We start from the raw sequence: 17282 nt of genomic DNA on the forward strand, positions 1-17282 counted from the left end.
ACGACTCCGGAGTTCATACAACTCAATGCGCCTGCCACTACCTTAGGCGGTACGCCGTCAATCAGCCCCTCACCCGCTTTTCAATTGCGCCACGGCCAGCAGCGTGTCGGCGCTGATCGAGGCCGAGCCGGTCAGGATGGAAAGCGCCGTCGAGGTGGTGCCGGTGCCGTTCGCCACATCGTACATGGCGGTAAAGCGCTTGATCAGATCCTCGACCTTGTCAGGGTCGGAAAGATCCTTGATGTCGATGAAATTCTCGATCATCTCGGCCTGCTTGTCGACGTCCATGTTCGAGACGTAGCTGGAGAGATTGAAGCTCGTGGTGAAGAACTCGAAGAGCGCGCTGTCGCCCAGAATGTCGTAGGCGCTCGAAATCTCGGGTGCCTTGCGTCCGAAGTAGAGCGCCAGGCGCACGCCGGTATTGCTGTCGCCCTGGTCGTCTTCGAGCGTCAGGCGGACATAGGCGTCGATCGTCTCCAGCACGTCGCCGCGCTGCTGCACCGCCCCGGTGGGATCGGCCGAGATATTGCCGTCCTGATCAAAATTGAACGCGCCCACGAGCTCCGCGTAGCGATTGTCGTCAAGCTTGTTGACATAGCTGTCCTCGTCGTCGAGATCGGAGGAAAACATCTTCTCCAACTGGTCCGACGTGACGTCCTCAGGATCCAGGCCCTTGGCTTCAAGCGCAAAGGCGACCAGCCGGTCGTCGGCGAGAAATTCGCTGACAGAGGTGATCGTCGCCATCTGATCGCGGAAATAGGTGATCTCCTCGTCCGCGGCGTCGGTCGCCTCGGTCAGTTCCTCGCCTTCGAGATATCGGATCTTGTTCTGCTTGTAATAGGCGGCATAGTCGTCGACGACGGATTCCGACATGGCCTGCAGGGGAACGGTCACGTCGCCTTCGCTGTCGAAATTGAATGCCTTGCGAAAGGCGACGAGCCGATCATCATCGAGGCTGTTGACATAGCTTTTCGAGTCCAAGGGATCGCTTTCGAGAATTTTCCGGACTTCGCTTTTCGAAACCTCGCCGGAGTCTATGCCAAAGGCGCGCAGCGCCATTTCCCACATTTCCGGAAGATCGTCGTTGTCGTCATCGTCGTCATCGGCGTTCGACACCAGGAAATCGTCGATCGAGGTGACGCTGGCGATGCGCGTCGTATAGTTGTCGACCGCATCTTCCGTGTCGGTGTTGGCGATCAGCGCCTGGTAGTTTTCATCGAAGGCCGCCGTGGTCGCGGCCGTCTGCTCCGACGTCTGGGCCGTGTCGCCGTCGGCAAGCGCGCCGTCCTCGTCGAAATTGAAGGCGTCGTGCAGGTCGGACAAGCCGATCGCCTCGGCGAGGTCGGCGCTTTTCAGGGCCGCGGAGATGAAGTTATCGGTTTCGCTGTCGGAAAGACCGTAAGCCGTTCTGAGATAGGACACCAGCTTGTCGTCGCTCATCAACTGGTCGACGGAGGTGATGTTTCCGATCTCAGCAGCGAAATAAGTGTCATAAGCCTCCCCGGTCTCGGTGGAAGCGATCGTCGACGAGGCCACCGCATAGGCGCTCGTCACCAGCGAGAGCTGGTCTTCCGACATCACCTCGCCGTCGACCGAGCCGTCCTCGCTGAAATTGAAGGCCTTCGCCAGGCTGAGATAGACATCGTCGTCGAGCTGGCTGACGAAGCTGTCGGCATCGTCGAGATCGCTCGTCAGAACATCCTTCAGAAAGCTGGTCGACGTGTATTCGGTGCTGAGGCCGAAGGCCGTCAGCACATAGTTCTTCAGCCGCGAACTCGACAGAAGATCGTCGACCGAGGTGATCGACGAGATATTCTCCTCGAAGTAGTCGGTCTCATCCTCGATATTCTCGGCCTCGGTATCGAAGGACTCCTCGTAAGCGTCGAGCAGGCTGTCGCGCTGCACGTCCGATTGCGCCGTCTTCGTTTCGCCGGAGAATTTGAAGGCTGCGGCGAACTCGGCATAGCGGCCGTCGCTCAAGCTGTTGGCAAAGCTCGATGAATCGCTGAGGTCACTCTCCAGCACCTTCTTCATGAAGGCCTTGGCATAGGTCATGTCCTCAAGGCCATAGGCCTTCATCGCGTAGGAATAAAGCTTGTAATCACCCATGAACTCATCGACGGTCGTGACCTTGCCGATGTTTTCCTTGTAATAGGCACTGTCGCGGGCAACCGTGGCCTGGGACGCGACGCTGGCGAGACTGGCATTCAGATTCCGCGCGACCGCGAGATAGCTTACATAGGTGGAAACCAACGTCTGTCCCTTCCAATAGGCACGGCAGTACCGCGCGAAAGCCTGCCGGCAGCCACGGGTGAGCTTCTGATCTTTGCTGGGATATCGTCGCCGGTAATGGCGAAGCACAGCCACGTACATGCGGCCGAATCGACTTAATGGAACTCTATGGTTCTATAAATCATTCAATCGCGAATTGGAAGCTTGAAATGGAGGGTTGCCCCTCACCCTAGCCTTTGCCGGGTCGAGCAGCGGGATGACGCGGCAATTGCTGCCGCACCGCTTGACCGTTTCAAGCGGCCCCCACGCCGGCGGCGAAGATCGCGATACAGTGGCGAAGGTGGGCAAGCATCAGGGCCCGGTAGGGCCAGGCCTGCACGCGGCCTTCCGGCGGGCCCATGCCGCCGAAGATCATGTCCATCAGCATGCGCGCGCCGCTTTCCGGATCATCCAGCGACACCCTGCCTTCCGCCCGGCGATCGCTCAGCCAGTCGGCCAGATGCTGCCGGCTGGCGAGTATGCCTTCGCGCTGGAGAATGTCGATAAGCTCGGGAAACTGCGCGGCTTCGCGAAAGACGAGCTGCAGGAAACCGGCGCGTTCCGCATCCATCTCCTCGTCCATGTCGATCATGAAGATCCGTTCGAGGCTCTCGGCGATCGAGATCTCTTCGGCGGGCCTCGGCAGGTCGAGCATCAGCCGCCGATGCGCGCCGACGACGGCGGCAAACAGCTCTTCCTTGCTCTGAAACAGCTTGTAGAGCGTCTGCTTGGAAACACCCGCCTCCGAAGCGACGACCGCGGTCGTGCTTCCGGCATAACCGTATTTTACGAAAACGCGGCGGGCGACTTCGACGATATGGGTACGCTTGTCTTCATCGCTGGAGACTTTCGGCCGGCCTCTTTTGCGCGGCTCATCTGCGGGCTCGTCGACGATACCCATGACGATCAGACCGCTTTGCCGAAGCGCATGCCGACGATCCTGAAAAGCAGCCTGTTATTTCTGAGGGATGATTTTTTCGGTTGTGGCATTAGCGATTTCGATTTAGAGAACTCATAAGTTCTGTAATGCGTTGCATCCCCACCCTCTAGCGATGGAGCGCTTATGACGACCATTTCGGCCGCCGCGTCAGTCTCTTCCTATTCCTATAGCAAGAGCTCGACATCCGCATCCCAGGACATGCTATCCTGTAGTACGGTTTCAGCGAAAAAATCAACCACAAGCGGGCAGCTCGACGAAGACACGTCCAGCAGCGCCGACAAACTGATGGCTCAGCTGATGACGCTGGCGATGAACCGCTTCGACCAATCCGGCTCCGCCGGCGAAGGGGATGGCGGCGAAGGCATGGACGTCTCCGAGCTGGACACCGACGGCGACGGCTATGTGAGCAAGGCCGAGTTCGTCGCGGCCCGGGCGTCCGATGTCAGCGAGGATCAGGCCGGAACGCTGTTCGACAGCTTCGACAGCGAAGGCGCGGGATCATTGTCGGTCGATGAACTCGCCGAGGCCATGTCCGCCCAGCGGCCGGAGCGCCCCGATGGGCCGCCGCCGGGCGACGATGACCAGCTGGCATCCATGCTTTCCGAGCTCGATACCGACGGCGACGGGCTCGTCAGCAAGGCCGAATTCGTCGCAGGCAGGCCGACCGACGTCAGCGAGGACCAGGCCGGAACGCTGTTCGACGGCTTCGACAGCGAGGGCGCCGGTTCGCTGTCGGTCGATGCGCTTGTTGAGGCCATGTCCGCCCAGCAGTCGGAACGTCCCCACGGGCCGCCGCCGTCCGAGGACGAAGACCAGTTCACCTCCCTGCTTTCCGATCTCGATACGAATGGAGATGGAGTGGTGAGCCTGGAGGAATTCATGGCCGGCAAGCCTGACGATGTCAGCGAAAGCCAGGCGAGCCAGCTCTTCGATCTGCTCGACACCTCAGGCACCGGCTCATTGTCCACGCAGTCCGCGGCCTGACGCCGGCAAGACATCGTCGCCGTTGCGGTTTCTGGAGGAACTGCAATGGCGACGGTCTGAAGCGGCCCGGCAGTTGCGCCGGCAGAGCCTTCGGCCGGGCCGCTTCTTATGATTCGAATGGTGCGCGGTATCGGGCGCACGATGTCACACGCTCGGATGAACCGACGCGCCGAGAGCCATCACGGGGTCAGTCCAGACAATCAGATCATCGACCGGTGCCGGCCTTCGCCCGGCGCCCGGCGATGTCTTGCGCCCGCAATCCGGGCCCTGGAAGCCTGTCGTCACATGGCATGTTCCCAAACCTTTGAAGGATCGAGCCATGAGCATTTTTGGAAGCATGAAAACCGCCGTCTCCGGCATGAGCGCGCAGGCAAACCGGCTGAGCACGGTGTCCGACAACATCGCCAATGCCAACACCACCGGCTACAAGGCCGTTTCCACCTCCTTTTCGTCGCTGGTCCTGCCCTCTTCCTCCGGCAATTACAATTCCGGCGGCGTCCAGACATCCGTGCGCCAGGCGATTTCTGAGCAGGGCGACATTTCCTATACGACCTCGGCCTATGATCTCGCGATCTCCGGAGACGGGTTCTTCATCGTCGAAAGCGCCGACGGCACGCCGGTGCTCACCCGGGCCGGCGATTTCTCGGTCGATAGCGACGGCAACCTCGTCAACAGCGCCGGCTACACGCTGATGGGATATTCCTATGATTCAGGCGTGCCGGCGGTCGTCGTCAACGGCTTCGACGGGCTGGTGCCGGTCAACGTATCCCAATCGGGCCTGAGCGCGATTGCTTCGACCAACGCCTATTTCAGCGGCAACCTGAATTCCGAGGCGACCGTCGTCACCGATACGACGACGCTGCCGAGCGCCAACACGTCAGGCGTCACCGACGATACGCAGAAGATGTCGCTGGTCGCCTATGACAGCCTCGGCGCCACCGTCCAGTACGACTATTACTTCACCAAGACTGATGTCACGACCGATGCGAGCGGCGCGGTCACCGGCAGCACCTGGGAAGTCGCGGTCTATCGCAATGCCGATGCCGCGACCGGCGGCACGACCTCCTTCCCCTACTCCTCCAGCGCGGTCAGCGTCGCCACACTCTCCTTCGACGCCGACGGCCAGCTGACGTCCGCGACCGACACCGACATCGTCGATCCGGTCACGGCAAAGACGATCACCATGGACTATTCCGAATTCACCCAGCTCGCCTCCGATTTCTCGGCGACGGGCTCGGCCGACGGCCAGGCTGCAAGCGCGGTGAGCTCGGTCTCGATCGGCACGGACGGCGTGGTGTCGGTCTCCTATGCCAACGGCACGACGAAGGCGCTCTACCAGATCCCTCTCGCGACGGTCGCAAGCCCCGACAATCTGACCCTGCTCAGCGGCAATGTCTACACCGCCAACGGCATGTCCGGCGTCACCGTCACCGGCTTTCCGCAGACGAACGGGCTCGGCTCCATCCAGTCCGGCGCGCTCGAAAGCTCGAATGTCGATCTCGCCGGCGAATTGACGGAGATGATCGAGGCGCAGCGCAGCTACACCGCCAATTCGAAGGTGTTCCAGACCGGCTCCGACATCATGGATGTCCTCGTCAATCTGAAGCGATAGAAGGAACGCCCGGATGTCGCTCACGTCAGCCTTGAACAGCGTGCAGAGTATTTTCAACAATACCGGCCAGCAGAGCAGCGTCGTCTCGACCAACATCGCCAATGTCGGAAACTCCGACTATGTCAGGCGGGAGGCGTCGATCACGACGTCTCTTTCCGGCGCCCAGGTCGTCAGCATCAGCCGGGCGCAGGAAACTGCGCTGCTCGCCCAGTACCTGCAATCCAACGCCAAGGACAGCGCCCAGCAGACGCTGGTGACCGGCCTCGAAAGCCTGCAGTCGCTGATGGGCGGCAATGACTACGAGACGTCGCCGAGCACCTATCTCGCGGCTTTCCAGGAGGCGCTCCAAACCTACGCGACGTCGCCGAGCAATACGACTGCGGCGCAATCGGCCGTCACCGCCGCGCAGGATCTCGCCAATTCGCTGAATACGGCCAGCGACGGCGTCCAGTCGATCAGGGCCGAGGCCGATGCGGAGATCGCCACACAGGTCTCCTCGCTGAATACGCTGCTGTCGCAGTTCGAGACGGCGAACAATGCCGTCAAGCTCGCGACAGCGACCGGCGCCGATACGTCCTCGGCGCTCGACGAACGGGAGAAGCTCCTGAAGCAGATCTCCTCGATCATCGGCGTCACCTCCGTCGTGCGCAATAATAACGACATGGCGCTCTACACCTCGGATGGCACCGTGCTGTTCGAGACCGTGCCCCGCACCGTCACCTTCTCCGCGACGACGACTTACGTCGCGGGAACCGAGGGGAATTCCATCTATATCGACGGCGTGGCTCTCGACACCGGCGAGGGATCGACGACGAGCGCCTCCGGCAGCCTGCAGGCGCTGCTGCAGCTGCGCGACGAGATCGCCCCGACCTTCCAGAACCAGCTCGACGAGATTGCCAAATCGCTCGTCCAGGTGTTCTCGGAAAGCGACGGCAGCACGAGCGCGCCGGGGCTCTTCGTCTGGACGACGGCGTCGGGGACGACAGGCGGAACCCCTGCCGCTTCCGACGACGTAACAGGGATCGCCGGCAGCATTTCCGTCAATACAACAGTCGTCACCAGCGAAGGCGGCGACGCGACGAAGCTGCGCGACGGAACGATCAGCGGCATTGCCGATCTCAACACCTCGGGCGACAGCGGCTTCTCGGACAATCTCGACGCCCTCTATCAGGCATTGACGGAGCAGCGTTCCTTCTCCGCCGACGCCGGCCTCTCCACGACGCAGAGCCTGACGGACTATGCCAGCGCCTCGATCGGCTGGCTCGAACAATATCGCAGCGATGCGACATCGGCTTCCGAAAACACGGCCGCGGCGCTGTCGCGTTCCGACGAAGCCTATTCCAACGAAACGGGCGTCAACCTCGACGAGGAGCTGACGCTGCTTCTCGACATCGAACAATCCTACAAGGCGGCGACAAAGATCCTGAACGTCATCGACGAGATGTTCCAGTCGCTCCTCGACATAGCGAGCTAATCATGAAAGCCTCTTTTGTCTCATCATCGGCGATGCAGAGCGTTCTCAGGCTCACCATCAGCCAGTCGCAAAACAAGCTGCAGCAGGCTTCGACCGAAGCGACGACGGGAACCTACGCCGATATCGGCGTCTCCCTCGGCGCCGGCGCCGCAAAGTCGATCAATCTCACCAGCGCCATCGCCCAGGCGGACTCGTTCAAGACGAGCAATTCCGTCGTCGCGCTGCGCATGGAAGCATCGCAGACCGCTCTTTCGAACCTCAAGGATGCCGGCGACAGCCTTGTCACCAACCTGACCGCGCTCCAGGCAAGCCAGGATACGACGAGCATCGCCGTTGCCCTGCAATCGGCCGGCTCCACCATTTCGCAGCTGATCTCGACGGCAAACACATCGGTCAATGGCGAATACCTGTTCGGCGGAACGAACCTCGACAGCCAGCCCCTGACCGATCAATCCACGGCGGTCTCGGATACGATCGTCTCAGCGCTCAACGATTACGCGACCGGCCTCGGCAAGGACGTCAGCGAACTGACGGGCGAGGAAATCGGCAGCTTCATCACCGATACGGTCGAGCCGATGTTCTCCGAAAGCAGCTGGACGGACGCTTCGAGCGGCTGGTCGACCGCATCGAGCACCGACATGACGAGCCGGATCAGCGGATCGGAAACCATCACTTCGTCGACCAATGCCAATTCCGAAGGCATGCGTTACCTCGCACTTGCCTCCGTCGTCGTCTCCGCCCTGTTCGGCCAGGATCTCAGCTCAGACGCGCAGAGCACCGTCGCCTCCAAGGCGATCGGCTATGCCGCGCAGGCGACCTCCGGCATCGTGACGCAGCAAAGCCAGCTCGGCCTTTCGCAGGAGCGGCTCGAAAAGGCGAACGACGCCCTCGACGCTCAATCGACCCTGCTCCAGGGAAAGCTCGTCGATCTCCAGGGCGTGGATACCTACGAGGCTTCGACCCTCGTCAACCAGCTGCAGACGCAGTTGGAAACGGCTTACACGCTCGTCTCGAAACTCCAGAGCCTCAGCCTGGTCAACTATCTCTGAGGGATTGAAAATGCGCGAACTCAAGCGGTTGCAGATACCGGCCCTGACGCGGGACCCCGGCACGACCTGTTCCGAAATCGTGGCGGAGGCGGCCTTTGCGCTCGCCTCCGGCATCATCGATACGATCCCCTTCATCGGCAGCAAACTCGATGACGGGCAGACGCGGGCCTGGCCGCGATCCGGCGTCTTTACGGATGACGGCGTCGAAATGACGGGCACCCCTCCTGAAATATTCGAGCTTTGCGAGCTCCTGGCAGGCCATATCGAGCGGGGCGCGGCATTCGACGTCTTCGAGGTTTTCCACAAGATTGCGCGGATCGACCGGCTGATCGACTGGAGCCAGGGGGCGGTGCTGTCGCCCGAGCCGCATCCGGTAACGCATTGACAGACGGGGCGAAATAACTTTCCAATGGCGGCACGATCGCGGCAGCGCCGTGAGGGATTAGGGCATAGGCTGGTCTCGCATATGGCTTGTCCGTTGCGGCATTCCGGACTTTGCCATAGGGAGAATGAGGGCGGCTATCGAAGTCTGCCGGCAATGGTCTTTGAGAGACCGAGTGTGTTCTTGATGTCGAAGCCGCGCGCGAAGCTACCCTTCTCCGAAGAGACCCTGCAGGCCATGCTCATCCGCGTGCTGCGCCCGCTGGTCAAGCTCGCGCTTGCCTCCGGCTTCAACTTCACCGCCTTTTCGGCCATTCTTCGCCGTCTCTATATCGAGGTCGCCGAGAAGGAATTCGCGCTGCCGAACAAGCAACAGACGGACAGCCGCATCTCGCTTCTGACTGGCGTCCACCGCAAGGACGTCAACCGGCTGCGCGGGCAGGAGATTTCGGAATCGCTGCTGACCGTCGGTGTTTCGCAGACGAGCCGCATCCTTGCCCGATGGCTGGCCGACCCGCTCTATTGCGATGCCGAGGACAGGCCGAGCGCCCTGCCCCGCACGACAAGCGACGGCAGCCCGTCCTTCGAGAGCCTGGTGAGCGACATTACCAAGGACGTCCATTCCCGCTCCATCCTGGACGACTGGCTGGACCGAGGCATCGTCGTTCTCGATGAGGAGGGCCGGGTCCGGCTCGACCTCTCATCGATCGTCCCGAATGCCGGCGACGATGCCCGCCGGCATTATTTCACCCGCAACCTTCGCGACCACGTGCAGGCGGCCGTCACCAATCTGATGAACGACCCTCCGCCATATTTCGAGCGCGCGGTTCATTATGACGGCATATCTCCGGCGCTCGCCGCCCGGCTCGACGCGCTCGCGCGCGAGGAAAGCATGGCGCTGCTCCTGAAGCTCAACAAGGTCGCCCATCAGGCGATCAAGGACGATCCCGGCGGCAACAGCCGCTGGATCGCCGGGCTCTATGTCATGACCGAAGAGGTTGAGACGGATTCCCAAGCAGACGCTGCTTCCAAGACGGAGGCGGAGGAATGAACCCGCCGATGATCTCGAGAAGGCAGTTTCTGCTGGCCGGCATAGCGCTTCAGATCCTGAAGCCGGGATCTGCCGCCGCGCAGTCGACCGGCGCTTACGACCATGGGATCGGCGGGTCCGGCACCTCCATCCAGGGCGGCGGGGAGAATGAAGACCACGGTATCGGCGGCACCGGCATCGTCGGCACCATCCAGGGCTTTGGCAGCATCATCGTCAACGGCATCCACATACCGTTCAGCGCGACGACGCCGGTCGAGATCGACGGGCGTCGTGTTCCCGCAAGCGCGATGAAGGTCGGCCATGTCGCCCGCGTGCTGCTGACAGGAAAGCGCGCCGCCCGCATCACGATCGTCAGCGAGGTCCAGGGCCGCATCGACAGGGTGGGCAAGACCAGCTTGACCATATTGGCGCAGACGATCGACACGACCGGCGTCGCGACAAAGGGGCTCAGAAAGGGCAAGCACGTCGCCGTCTTCGGCATCCGCAAACCTGACGGCACGATCGTCGCTCGGCGCATCGAGCCCCGCTCCGTTTCCGATGGCGCCCATGTCCGCGGCGTCCCGGTGAAGAGCGGCAAGAGCCTGATGATCGGCCGGCTTTCCTTTGGAAGCACCCATGGATATCTCGCCAACAAACAGACGCTGGTGCGTCTGAAGGCGGTTGCCGACCGACTGATCATTACGCGCATCGAGGCCGAAGCCGTGGTGCCGGGCCTCAAATACGGCGTCGTCAACGTCGAGACCTTCCGGCCCACGGACAGGAGCGGGCAAGGCTCTGGAACCGGAGGCGCCTCGCCTTCCGGCTCGATGCCGCCGTCTCCCGATGGTCATGGCTTCTTCGATGTCTCGGTCCGCGATTCAAGCAGGATGACGGGTTTTCAGGGCGGACGCGTTCCTGATGGATTTGGTTCGCGACCGCCGCGAGGACTGCCGGACCGGCCGACGCCGAATGGTTCGCCCTTCGGTCGAGGTGGACCGGGTGGACCGGAGGGCAGCTTTCCGCCTCCGGACGGGGCTAGCCCGCCACCACCGCCGAGCGCCCCGCCTCCCGGATCACCGTCTCCCGGGTCACCGCCGCCGGCTCCGCCTCCGCGCTGAAACCGCGATCACAAGCGTTGACAAATGGGAAAATTTCCCATTTATTGCTCCTGCGACCCCTGCTTCGGGTGATTCCAGGAAGGGTTTGCCGATTGGCTAACGGGTTCCGCCCCATACCCGCTAGCCAATCGTTTGATTTTCAATCGTTCTGAGACCGTCAAACCCATGTTCCTGAGTAATTACAGCAATGGCCCGTCCCTCAGCTTCGATGGCGCCATCCAAACCAAGCCGTCATCGCGCAAAAGGAAGCAGGAATTGTTTTTGCTGGAACGTGAAACCGACATGCCGGTGGAAATGGACGAACCGGTCGTCGTCGCAACCTGGGAAAACCGCGCCCAGATCATCGACATCATGGGCAGCGCACGCACCATGAGCCAGGAATTTCAGGATCTCTGGAACACCAGCGGCGGAACGGGCCGGCTCAGCCAGGGCGATACCGACAGGCTGGTCGAACTGCTGCGGGAGATCGGCAATCTCAACGACATGCTGCTGCGATTGGCCTGATAGGCGCCGTCGGCAATTTACAAACCCCGTCCGCCCGGATTTAGGTTCCTGCTTCCAATGCGCCGTGGATTAAAACTCCTCGGCAAAGCCAATTCAGCGTCATGACGAACGAGCCACGCGATCACCGCTTCATCGGCGATTTGCTCAAAATCTCCGAAACAATGTTGGTATCGAAAAAATCAAAGCTCGACGCCCTCATGCGCCTGCCGGCCCTCCTTGAGGACGGCCTCAAGGTCAATATCCGCCCCGCTTTGCTGTGAAAGCCTGGCGTAGAAAGATGATGCCGGCTCATGACCGGCCTCGCGTAGATCACGCACCCTTGCGCTTCGGACCGAAAGCTGAGGTTCAGCCATACTCATCTCCTTTGCAATCAGATATAGCGCCCTCGCCGCATGCCATACGATGGCAATTGGTGGCTTGATACCACAAACGGCTTCGAGAATTCACCAACCACCCCAATTTTGGACGATTATCCGCAAGCTGGGAAAACCTGCCGAGCTCTGACATCAGAAGAATTAACCATATCTCAGCGTTCTTCCGAAATAATGCTCTACGTAAATCAGGCCTCTCAACACGCAGGCGCCACAAATTATTTGGAGTCGACCTTGTCTTTTACTATTGCCCGTAGCCTGGTGGCGTTCGGCGTCGCCGTTTCAGCAGGTCTTTTCATCTCGATCGGATTGCAGCAATCGGCGCTCGAACGGCTGAAGGTCAACGGCCCGGTCTACGAGCAGGTCGTCTACGGCAAGGATCTCATCGCCGATATTCTGCCGCCGCCGCTCTTCGTGGTCGAATCCTACATGCTCTCCTTCGAAGCCAGCAAGTTTCCCGAACTCAGCGAAACCAACCTGGCGAAGATCGCAAATCTGAAGGCCGCTTACGACGACCGTCGCGCCTATTGGAAAACCACCCGGCTGCCGCAGGCTTTGAAGGACGAACTCGAAAACGACGTGCTGGCCAAGGGTGACGCATTCTGGGACGTGATGAACCGCGAGATCATCCCGGCGCTGAATGCAAAGGATGAAGACAAGGCGCACGGTGCAATCGAGCAATTGCGCGTCGCCTTCCATGCGCACCAGGATGCCGTGGAGAAACTCGTCGCCAATTCCGACGCCTTCCTGAAGGGCGAGGAAAAGAACGCAGCCTCGGAAATCGTGACTTGGACGATCTATGCGGGTGCGGCCGGCTTCGGCTCCTTCGCGCTGCTGCTGGTGGGGCTCCATCTCCTGCGCCGCCGCGCAATCGTGCCGCTCGACGGTATGAAGGCCTATATGGGCAATCTCGCCGAGGGCGATTTTTCGACCGAAGTTCCCTATGCCAACCGTTCCGACGAAATCGGCGCCATGTCCAAGGCGGTCGCGGTCTTCCGCCGCAATGCGCTGGAACGCCAGGACGCGCAGAAGCGTGAAACGGCGCTTCGCAATGCCGAATTCGAGCGCGAGCGCAGCCAGATGGCCGAAAAGGCGGCCGAGGAGCAGACACGCGAAACCGTTATCGACGAGCTGACATACGGCCTGGACCAGCTGTCGCACGGCAATCTCGATTGCCGGATCACGACACCCTTTGCCACCGCCTACGAGACCCTGCGCGCGAAGTTCAACGACAGCATGAACGCGCTTTCCGCCTCGATGGCCGAGATCGCCAATACCTCCCGGCAGGTCGGCAGTTCCTCGACCGGCATCACCAATGCGGCCGATAGCCTCGCCTCGCGCACCGAGCAGCAGGCAGCGATGCTCGAAGAGGCCACCGCTGCGCTGAAGGAGATGAACGCCAAGACCAAGGACGCCTCGCGCCATGCCGGCAGGGCGACCGGAATGATGGCCGAGACCCGTAGCAGCGCCGAACATTCGGCCGCCGTCGTTCGCGATGCGATCGCCGCCATGGAGAGGATCGAAGGCTCGTCCGCCCAGATCGGCGAAATCGTCAACGTCATCGATGAAATCGCCTTCCAGACCAATCTCCTGGCACTGAATGCCGGTGTTGAAGCCGCCCGCGCCGGCGAGGCCGGCAAGGGTTTTGCAGTCGTCGCACAGGAAGTCCGCGAACTCGCCCTGCGCTCGGCCAATGCCGCCAAGGAAATCCGGGCGCTGATATCAACCTCCTCGACCCAGGTGTCCACCGGGGTGGAGCTCGTCAACCGCACCGGCAAGGCGCTTCTGGAGATCGAAGGCCAGGTCGAACAGGTGTCCAGCCTCATCGCCCGCATCGTTTCCGTCTCCTCCGAGCAGGCCGTAGCGATCGGCGAGATCAATGCCTCCGTCAGCGCGCTCGATGAGGTCACCCAACGCAACGCCGCCATGGCCGTGGAAACCGTCTCCGCCTGCCGCGCGCTCGGCGGTCAGACGCAGACGCTGGAAGGGGTGGTCGGCCGTTTTCAGATCGATGCGCCGGTCAGCGGATCAAAATCGCAAAGAGCTGCCTGATGGCGGTTGCGGCGTGACGGATTCACGCCGCGGACGAACCTTATCGGGCTTGCGGCGTTTCACGGCAATGGAAATCATGATCGTGACACCCGCACCATCGCTGCACCAGCCTCTCGCGGCAATGATCTCCGAAGCCGCGGGGATTTGATGCCGACTTCCGCCAACACGAAACGCCTCACGTCGATCGAGCGCGAAAGAATCCAGCGCGCCGTCCGCATCGCCCGGCTGATGGACACGGCGGTCAGGCTGCCCGTCGTCGGCGTGCGGATCGGCGCGGATTCCGTGCTCGGCCTCCTTCCCGCCGTCGGCGACGTCGCCACCTCGCTCATCGGTCTCTACATCCTCAATGAAGCGCGGCGTCTCGGCGTTCCCAACCACAAGCTCGCGCGCATGGCGGTCAATCTCGGCATCGATGCGGCCGGCGGGACGGTTCCGCTGATCGGCGATGTCTTCGACGTCTATTTCAAGTCCCATCGCCGCAACGTCGGCATCATCCTCGAACACTTCGGCATCAGCGAAGACGAATTGGACCGGCGCGCAGCTAGAGGCTCCGTCTAGAGCTCGGTCAAGGCGCCGGCCGTCTTTACCGCGTGATCAAGAACGAATTGCAGCTTGGCGGCGTGGCCGAAACCCGGCTCATCCGGCTGCCTTGCTCGCACGGCGTTTGCAAATCGCTGGAAATTGGTGATGACCGGTTCGACCTCGATCTTGCGCCAGATTGCCTTGTCGGCGTCGGCGCCTTCGCAGGTCCTGAGTGTCGAACCTTCAGGCGTATGCACCACCTCCAGCGCGCCCTTATCTCCATGCAGGCGCAGGCGCAATTCGTTCAGATGGCCGGTCGCCCAGCGCGTGGCATGGATGACGCCAGCCGCACCGTTTTCGAGCTCGGCCATCATCAGGAAACTGTCATTCGCATCGAGCTCGTATTCCCCGATCCGGTTCCCAGGGCTTTTGTCGAAAACCTTGAGATGCGACGCCGCCGCCTTGACGTCGCTGCCGGCGGCAAAGACCGCGAAGTCGAGAATGTGGATACCGACATCGCCCAGCACGCCATTGGAACCGTGCTTCGTCGACAGGCGCCAAAGCCATTGCGACTCTTTGGTCCAATCGCCCCAGGCCTTGGAGACCAGCCAGCTTTGCAGATACGAGGCTTCGAAATGGCGGATCGCACCGAGACGGCCGTCCAGCACCATTTTTCGCGCGGCCTGAAGCGGTGCCACGTTGCGATAGGTCAGGTTCACCATCGTGACCTTGCCGGATGCCGCCGCGGCGTCGGCCATCTCCTTGGCCTCGCGATAGTTGACCGCAAGCGGCTTCTCGCAGAGGACATGCTTGCCGGCGCCGAGTATCTTCATCGTTGTGGAATAGTGCGCGCGATCCGGCGTGACATTGGTCACGGCGTCAAACTCCCCCCACGCAAGGGCGTCATCGAGCGATGTGAAGGTGAGCGGGATGCCATGCCTGAGCGCGAAGGCCCGCAGCCGGACCTCGTCCGTATCGACGGCGGCAACAATTTTGACGCCGGCGATTTCCGAGAAATTCATGGCATGGGTATTTGCCCATCCTCCGGTTCCGAGAATGATCAAGCGCATTTCTGTCCTCATGGTCGTTTATCGAATTCAGCGGTAACCGGCTTCGCCGGCCTGGTGCAGTTTCGGGCCGCGTTCGACGATCGGCTCCAATGCCTTTTCTACCGGCACATTTGGAGCGTCGGTAATACCAGTCAACGATCCCTCGGGGTTATAGGCCCACTTGACGCCGTTGATCAGCACCTTCTGCACCGTGGCGTCGTGATAGGTCGGATAGGTCTCGTGGCCGGGGCGGAAATAGAAGATGTTGCCGGCGCCGCGCCGCCACGTCAGGCCCGAACGGAACACTTCCCCGCCCTGGAACCAGGAGATGAACACCGTTTCGAGCGGCTCCGGCACCGAAAACTGCTCGCCATACATTTCCTCGTTCTCAAGCTCGAAATGTTCGCCGATGCCGGCGGCGATCGGATGGCGTGGGTTGATGGTCCACAGCCGCTCGCGCTCGCCCGCCTCGCGCCATTTCAGCGCGCAGGGTGTACCCATCAGCCGCTTGAAGATCTTCGAGAAATGGCCGGAATGCAAAACGAGAAGGCCCATGCCCTCCCAGACGCGCTTGGCGACGCGCTCGACGACGACATCGGACACGGCGCCGTGATCCTTATGGCCCCACCAGGTCAAGACGTCGGTTTCGGCAAGGCGGGCCTCGCTCAGCCCATGCTCCGGCTCCTGCAGCGTCGCGGTGGTCGCGGAGATGGCGGGATCGCCATTCAGCGCCTTGGCGATCGTCGTGTGCATGCCTTCGGGATAGATGCCCCGGACGATCTCATTGATATTTTCGTGGATGTTTTCACCCCAGACGATGGTGCGAATGGTCACGTCGTTCACTCCTGGCAGTTGGATGGATCGGGTCTTGTGAGGAATATCGATCTTGGGAAGATCAGGCGGCCTGCATCGTTGTCCGCTCCAGCGCCCGGCCGGACCCGTCGAAACGGTGGACATGGCCGGCAAGCGGCGCAAGGCCAAGCGCCTGCCCCGGCTCGTGACGGGAGACGCCCGTCTCCCGCACGATGAGCGGCTCATCCGCCCCGATGTCCACATAGACGAAGCTGTCGGAGCCGAGGATTTCCGAATGGATGACCGTGCCGCTCCAAACCGGCGCTTCGGCCGTGATGCGAACATGCTCCGCGCGCACGCCGATCGTATGGCTGTCATAGGGCTGCGCCAGCCCGCCGGACAGGAAATTCATTTTCGGCGAACCGATGAAGCCGGCGACGAAGACCGAATTCGGGCTTTCGTAAAGTTCCAGCGGCGTGCCGATCTGCTCGACGACGCCGTCTCTCAGCACGCAGATCCGATCGGCCAGCGTCATGGCCTCGACCTGATCATGCGTCACATAGATCATCGTCGTGCCGTGCATGCTGCGATGAAGCTTCGCGATCTCAAGCCGCGTCGCGACGCGAAGCGCCGCATCGAGGTTGGAAAGCGGCTCGTCGAAGAGAAAGACCTTGGGATCGCGCACGATCGCCCGGCCGATGGCGACGCGCTGACGCTGACCGCCGGAAAGCTGTCGTGGCAGACGGTCCAGGTAGGGCGAGAGCTGCAGCATGCCGGCAGCCTGTTCGACGCGCCGGCGGCATTCGTCTCTGTTGCTCCCGGAAAGCTTCATGCCGAAAGCCATGTTGTCGAACACCGTCATGTGCGGGTAGAGCGCATAGGACTGGAACACCATGGCGATCCCTCTCTTGGACGGGGCATGCCGGTTTACCATCTCATTGTCGAAAGAGAGGGTTCCCGAGGTGATGTCCTCGAGCCCGGAGATGAGCCGCAGCAGCGTGGACTTGCCGCATCCCGAAGGCCCGACGAACACCATGAACTCGCCTCGGCGGATGTCCATCGTTACGCCCTTGATCACCTCGAAGGCGCCGAAGCTCTTGCGGATATTTTCCAATCGGATTTCAGCCATGTCC

Annotated in this window: 16 protein-coding genes; 11 read left to right on the top strand and 5 right to left on the bottom strand. The window is 61.5% G+C overall.

What is annotated here, in order from left to right; translation table 11 throughout:
* Positions 1-69: 69 nt before the first annotated feature.
* Both QD408_RS07565 and QD408_RS07570 read right to left on the bottom strand, forming a co-directional pair.
* Complete coding sequence (locus QD408_RS07565) at positions 70-2253, bottom strand: DUF1217 domain-containing protein (RefSeq protein WP_414138867.1); 2184 nt, start codon at positions 2251-2253, stop codon at positions 70-72.
* Positions 2254-2524: 271 nt separating this feature from the next.
* Positions 2525-3172 (bottom strand): TetR/AcrR family transcriptional regulator, encoded by a 648-nt coding sequence (locus QD408_RS07570; protein ID WP_414138868.1) that lies wholly within the window; start codon positions 3170-3172, stop codon positions 2525-2527.
* A 162-nt stretch (positions 3173-3334) separates the two neighbouring features.
* Here QD408_RS07570 and QD408_RS07575 point away from each other — a divergent pair, with 162 nt between their 5' ends.
* From QD408_RS07575 to QD408_RS07625, 11 genes are all read left to right on the top strand, one after another.
* Positions 3335-4195, top strand: coding sequence for an EF-hand domain-containing protein (locus QD408_RS07575; RefSeq protein ID WP_414138869.1), 861 nt, complete (start codon positions 3335-3337; stop codon positions 4193-4195).
* 319 nt (positions 4196-4514) lie between these two features.
* A complete protein-coding gene (locus QD408_RS07580; protein ID WP_414138870.1) occupies positions 4515-5807 on the top strand; it encodes a flagellar hook protein FlgE in 1293 nt (430 codons plus the stop codon).
* A 13-nt stretch (positions 5808-5820) separates the two neighbouring features.
* Positions 5821-7281 (top strand): flagellar hook-associated protein FlgK, encoded by a 1461-nt coding sequence (flgK, locus tag QD408_RS07585; RefSeq protein ID WP_414138871.1) that lies wholly within the window; start codon positions 5821-5823, stop codon positions 7279-7281.
* A 2-nt stretch (positions 7282-7283) separates the two neighbouring features.
* Positions 7284-8330 carry a flagellar hook-associated family protein gene (locus QD408_RS07590; protein WP_414138872.1) on the top strand — a complete coding sequence of 349 codons (1047 nt, stop codon included), beginning with the start codon at positions 7284-7286 and terminating at the stop codon, positions 8328-8330.
* A gap of 10 nt (positions 8331-8340) precedes the next feature.
* Positions 8341-8715 (top strand): hypothetical protein, encoded by a 375-nt coding sequence (locus QD408_RS07595; protein WP_414138873.1) that lies wholly within the window; start codon positions 8341-8343, stop codon positions 8713-8715.
* Between the two features lie 153 nt (positions 8716-8868).
* A complete protein-coding gene (locus QD408_RS07600; RefSeq protein ID WP_414138874.1) occupies positions 8869-9762 on the top strand; it encodes a DUF6502 family protein in 894 nt (297 codons plus the stop codon).
* The gene (locus tag QD408_RS07605; protein WP_414138875.1) at positions 9759-10859 is read left to right on the top strand and encodes a DUF5666 domain-containing protein; all 1101 of its coding nucleotides are present in this window, start codon (positions 9759-9761) and stop codon (positions 10857-10859) included. The genes QD408_RS07600 and QD408_RS07605 overlap by 4 nt, the downstream gene beginning before the upstream one ends.
* Before the next feature lie 255 nt (positions 10860-11114).
* Complete coding sequence (locus tag QD408_RS07610) at positions 11115-11363, top strand: hypothetical protein (RefSeq protein ID WP_088684300.1); 249 nt, start codon at positions 11115-11117, stop codon at positions 11361-11363.
* 101 nt (positions 11364-11464) lie between these two features.
* A complete protein-coding gene (locus QD408_RS07615) occupies positions 11465-11623 on the top strand; it encodes a hypothetical protein (protein WP_414139016.1) in 159 nt (52 codons plus the stop codon).
* Between the two features lie 345 nt (positions 11624-11968).
* The gene (locus QD408_RS07620) at positions 11969-13786 is read left to right on the top strand and encodes a methyl-accepting chemotaxis protein (RefSeq protein ID WP_414138876.1); all 1818 of its coding nucleotides are present in this window, start codon (positions 11969-11971) and stop codon (positions 13784-13786) included.
* A 147-nt stretch (positions 13787-13933) separates the two neighbouring features.
* Entirely contained in the window at positions 13934-14344 is a 411-nt protein-coding gene (locus QD408_RS07625; protein ID WP_088684253.1) for a DUF4112 domain-containing protein, read from the top strand.
* On the opposite strand, the gene QD408_RS07630 is transcribed toward QD408_RS07625, so the two are convergent.
* The 3 genes from QD408_RS07630 to QD408_RS07640 all read right to left on the bottom strand — a co-directional run bounded on the left by QD408_RS07630 (position 14341) and on the right by QD408_RS07640 (position 17278).
* A complete protein-coding gene (locus QD408_RS07630) occupies positions 14341-15378 on the bottom strand; it encodes a Gfo/Idh/MocA family protein (RefSeq protein ID WP_414138877.1) in 1038 nt (345 codons plus the stop codon). The genes QD408_RS07625 and QD408_RS07630 overlap by 4 nt on opposite strands.
* A gap of 27 nt (positions 15379-15405) precedes the next feature.
* Positions 15406-16191, bottom strand: coding sequence for a ThuA domain-containing protein (locus tag QD408_RS07635; protein ID WP_414138878.1), 786 nt, complete (start codon positions 16189-16191; stop codon positions 15406-15408).
* A 61-nt stretch (positions 16192-16252) separates the two neighbouring features.
* A complete protein-coding gene (locus QD408_RS07640) occupies positions 16253-17278 on the bottom strand; it encodes an ABC transporter ATP-binding protein (RefSeq protein ID WP_414138879.1) in 1026 nt (341 codons plus the stop codon).
* Between the last annotated feature and the right edge of the window lie 4 nt (positions 17279-17282).

The organism is Rhizobium sp. BR 249, from assembly GCF_047445895.1.
In the GTDB taxonomy this organism is placed as follows: Bacteria; Pseudomonadota; Alphaproteobacteria; order Rhizobiales; family Rhizobiaceae; genus Rhizobium.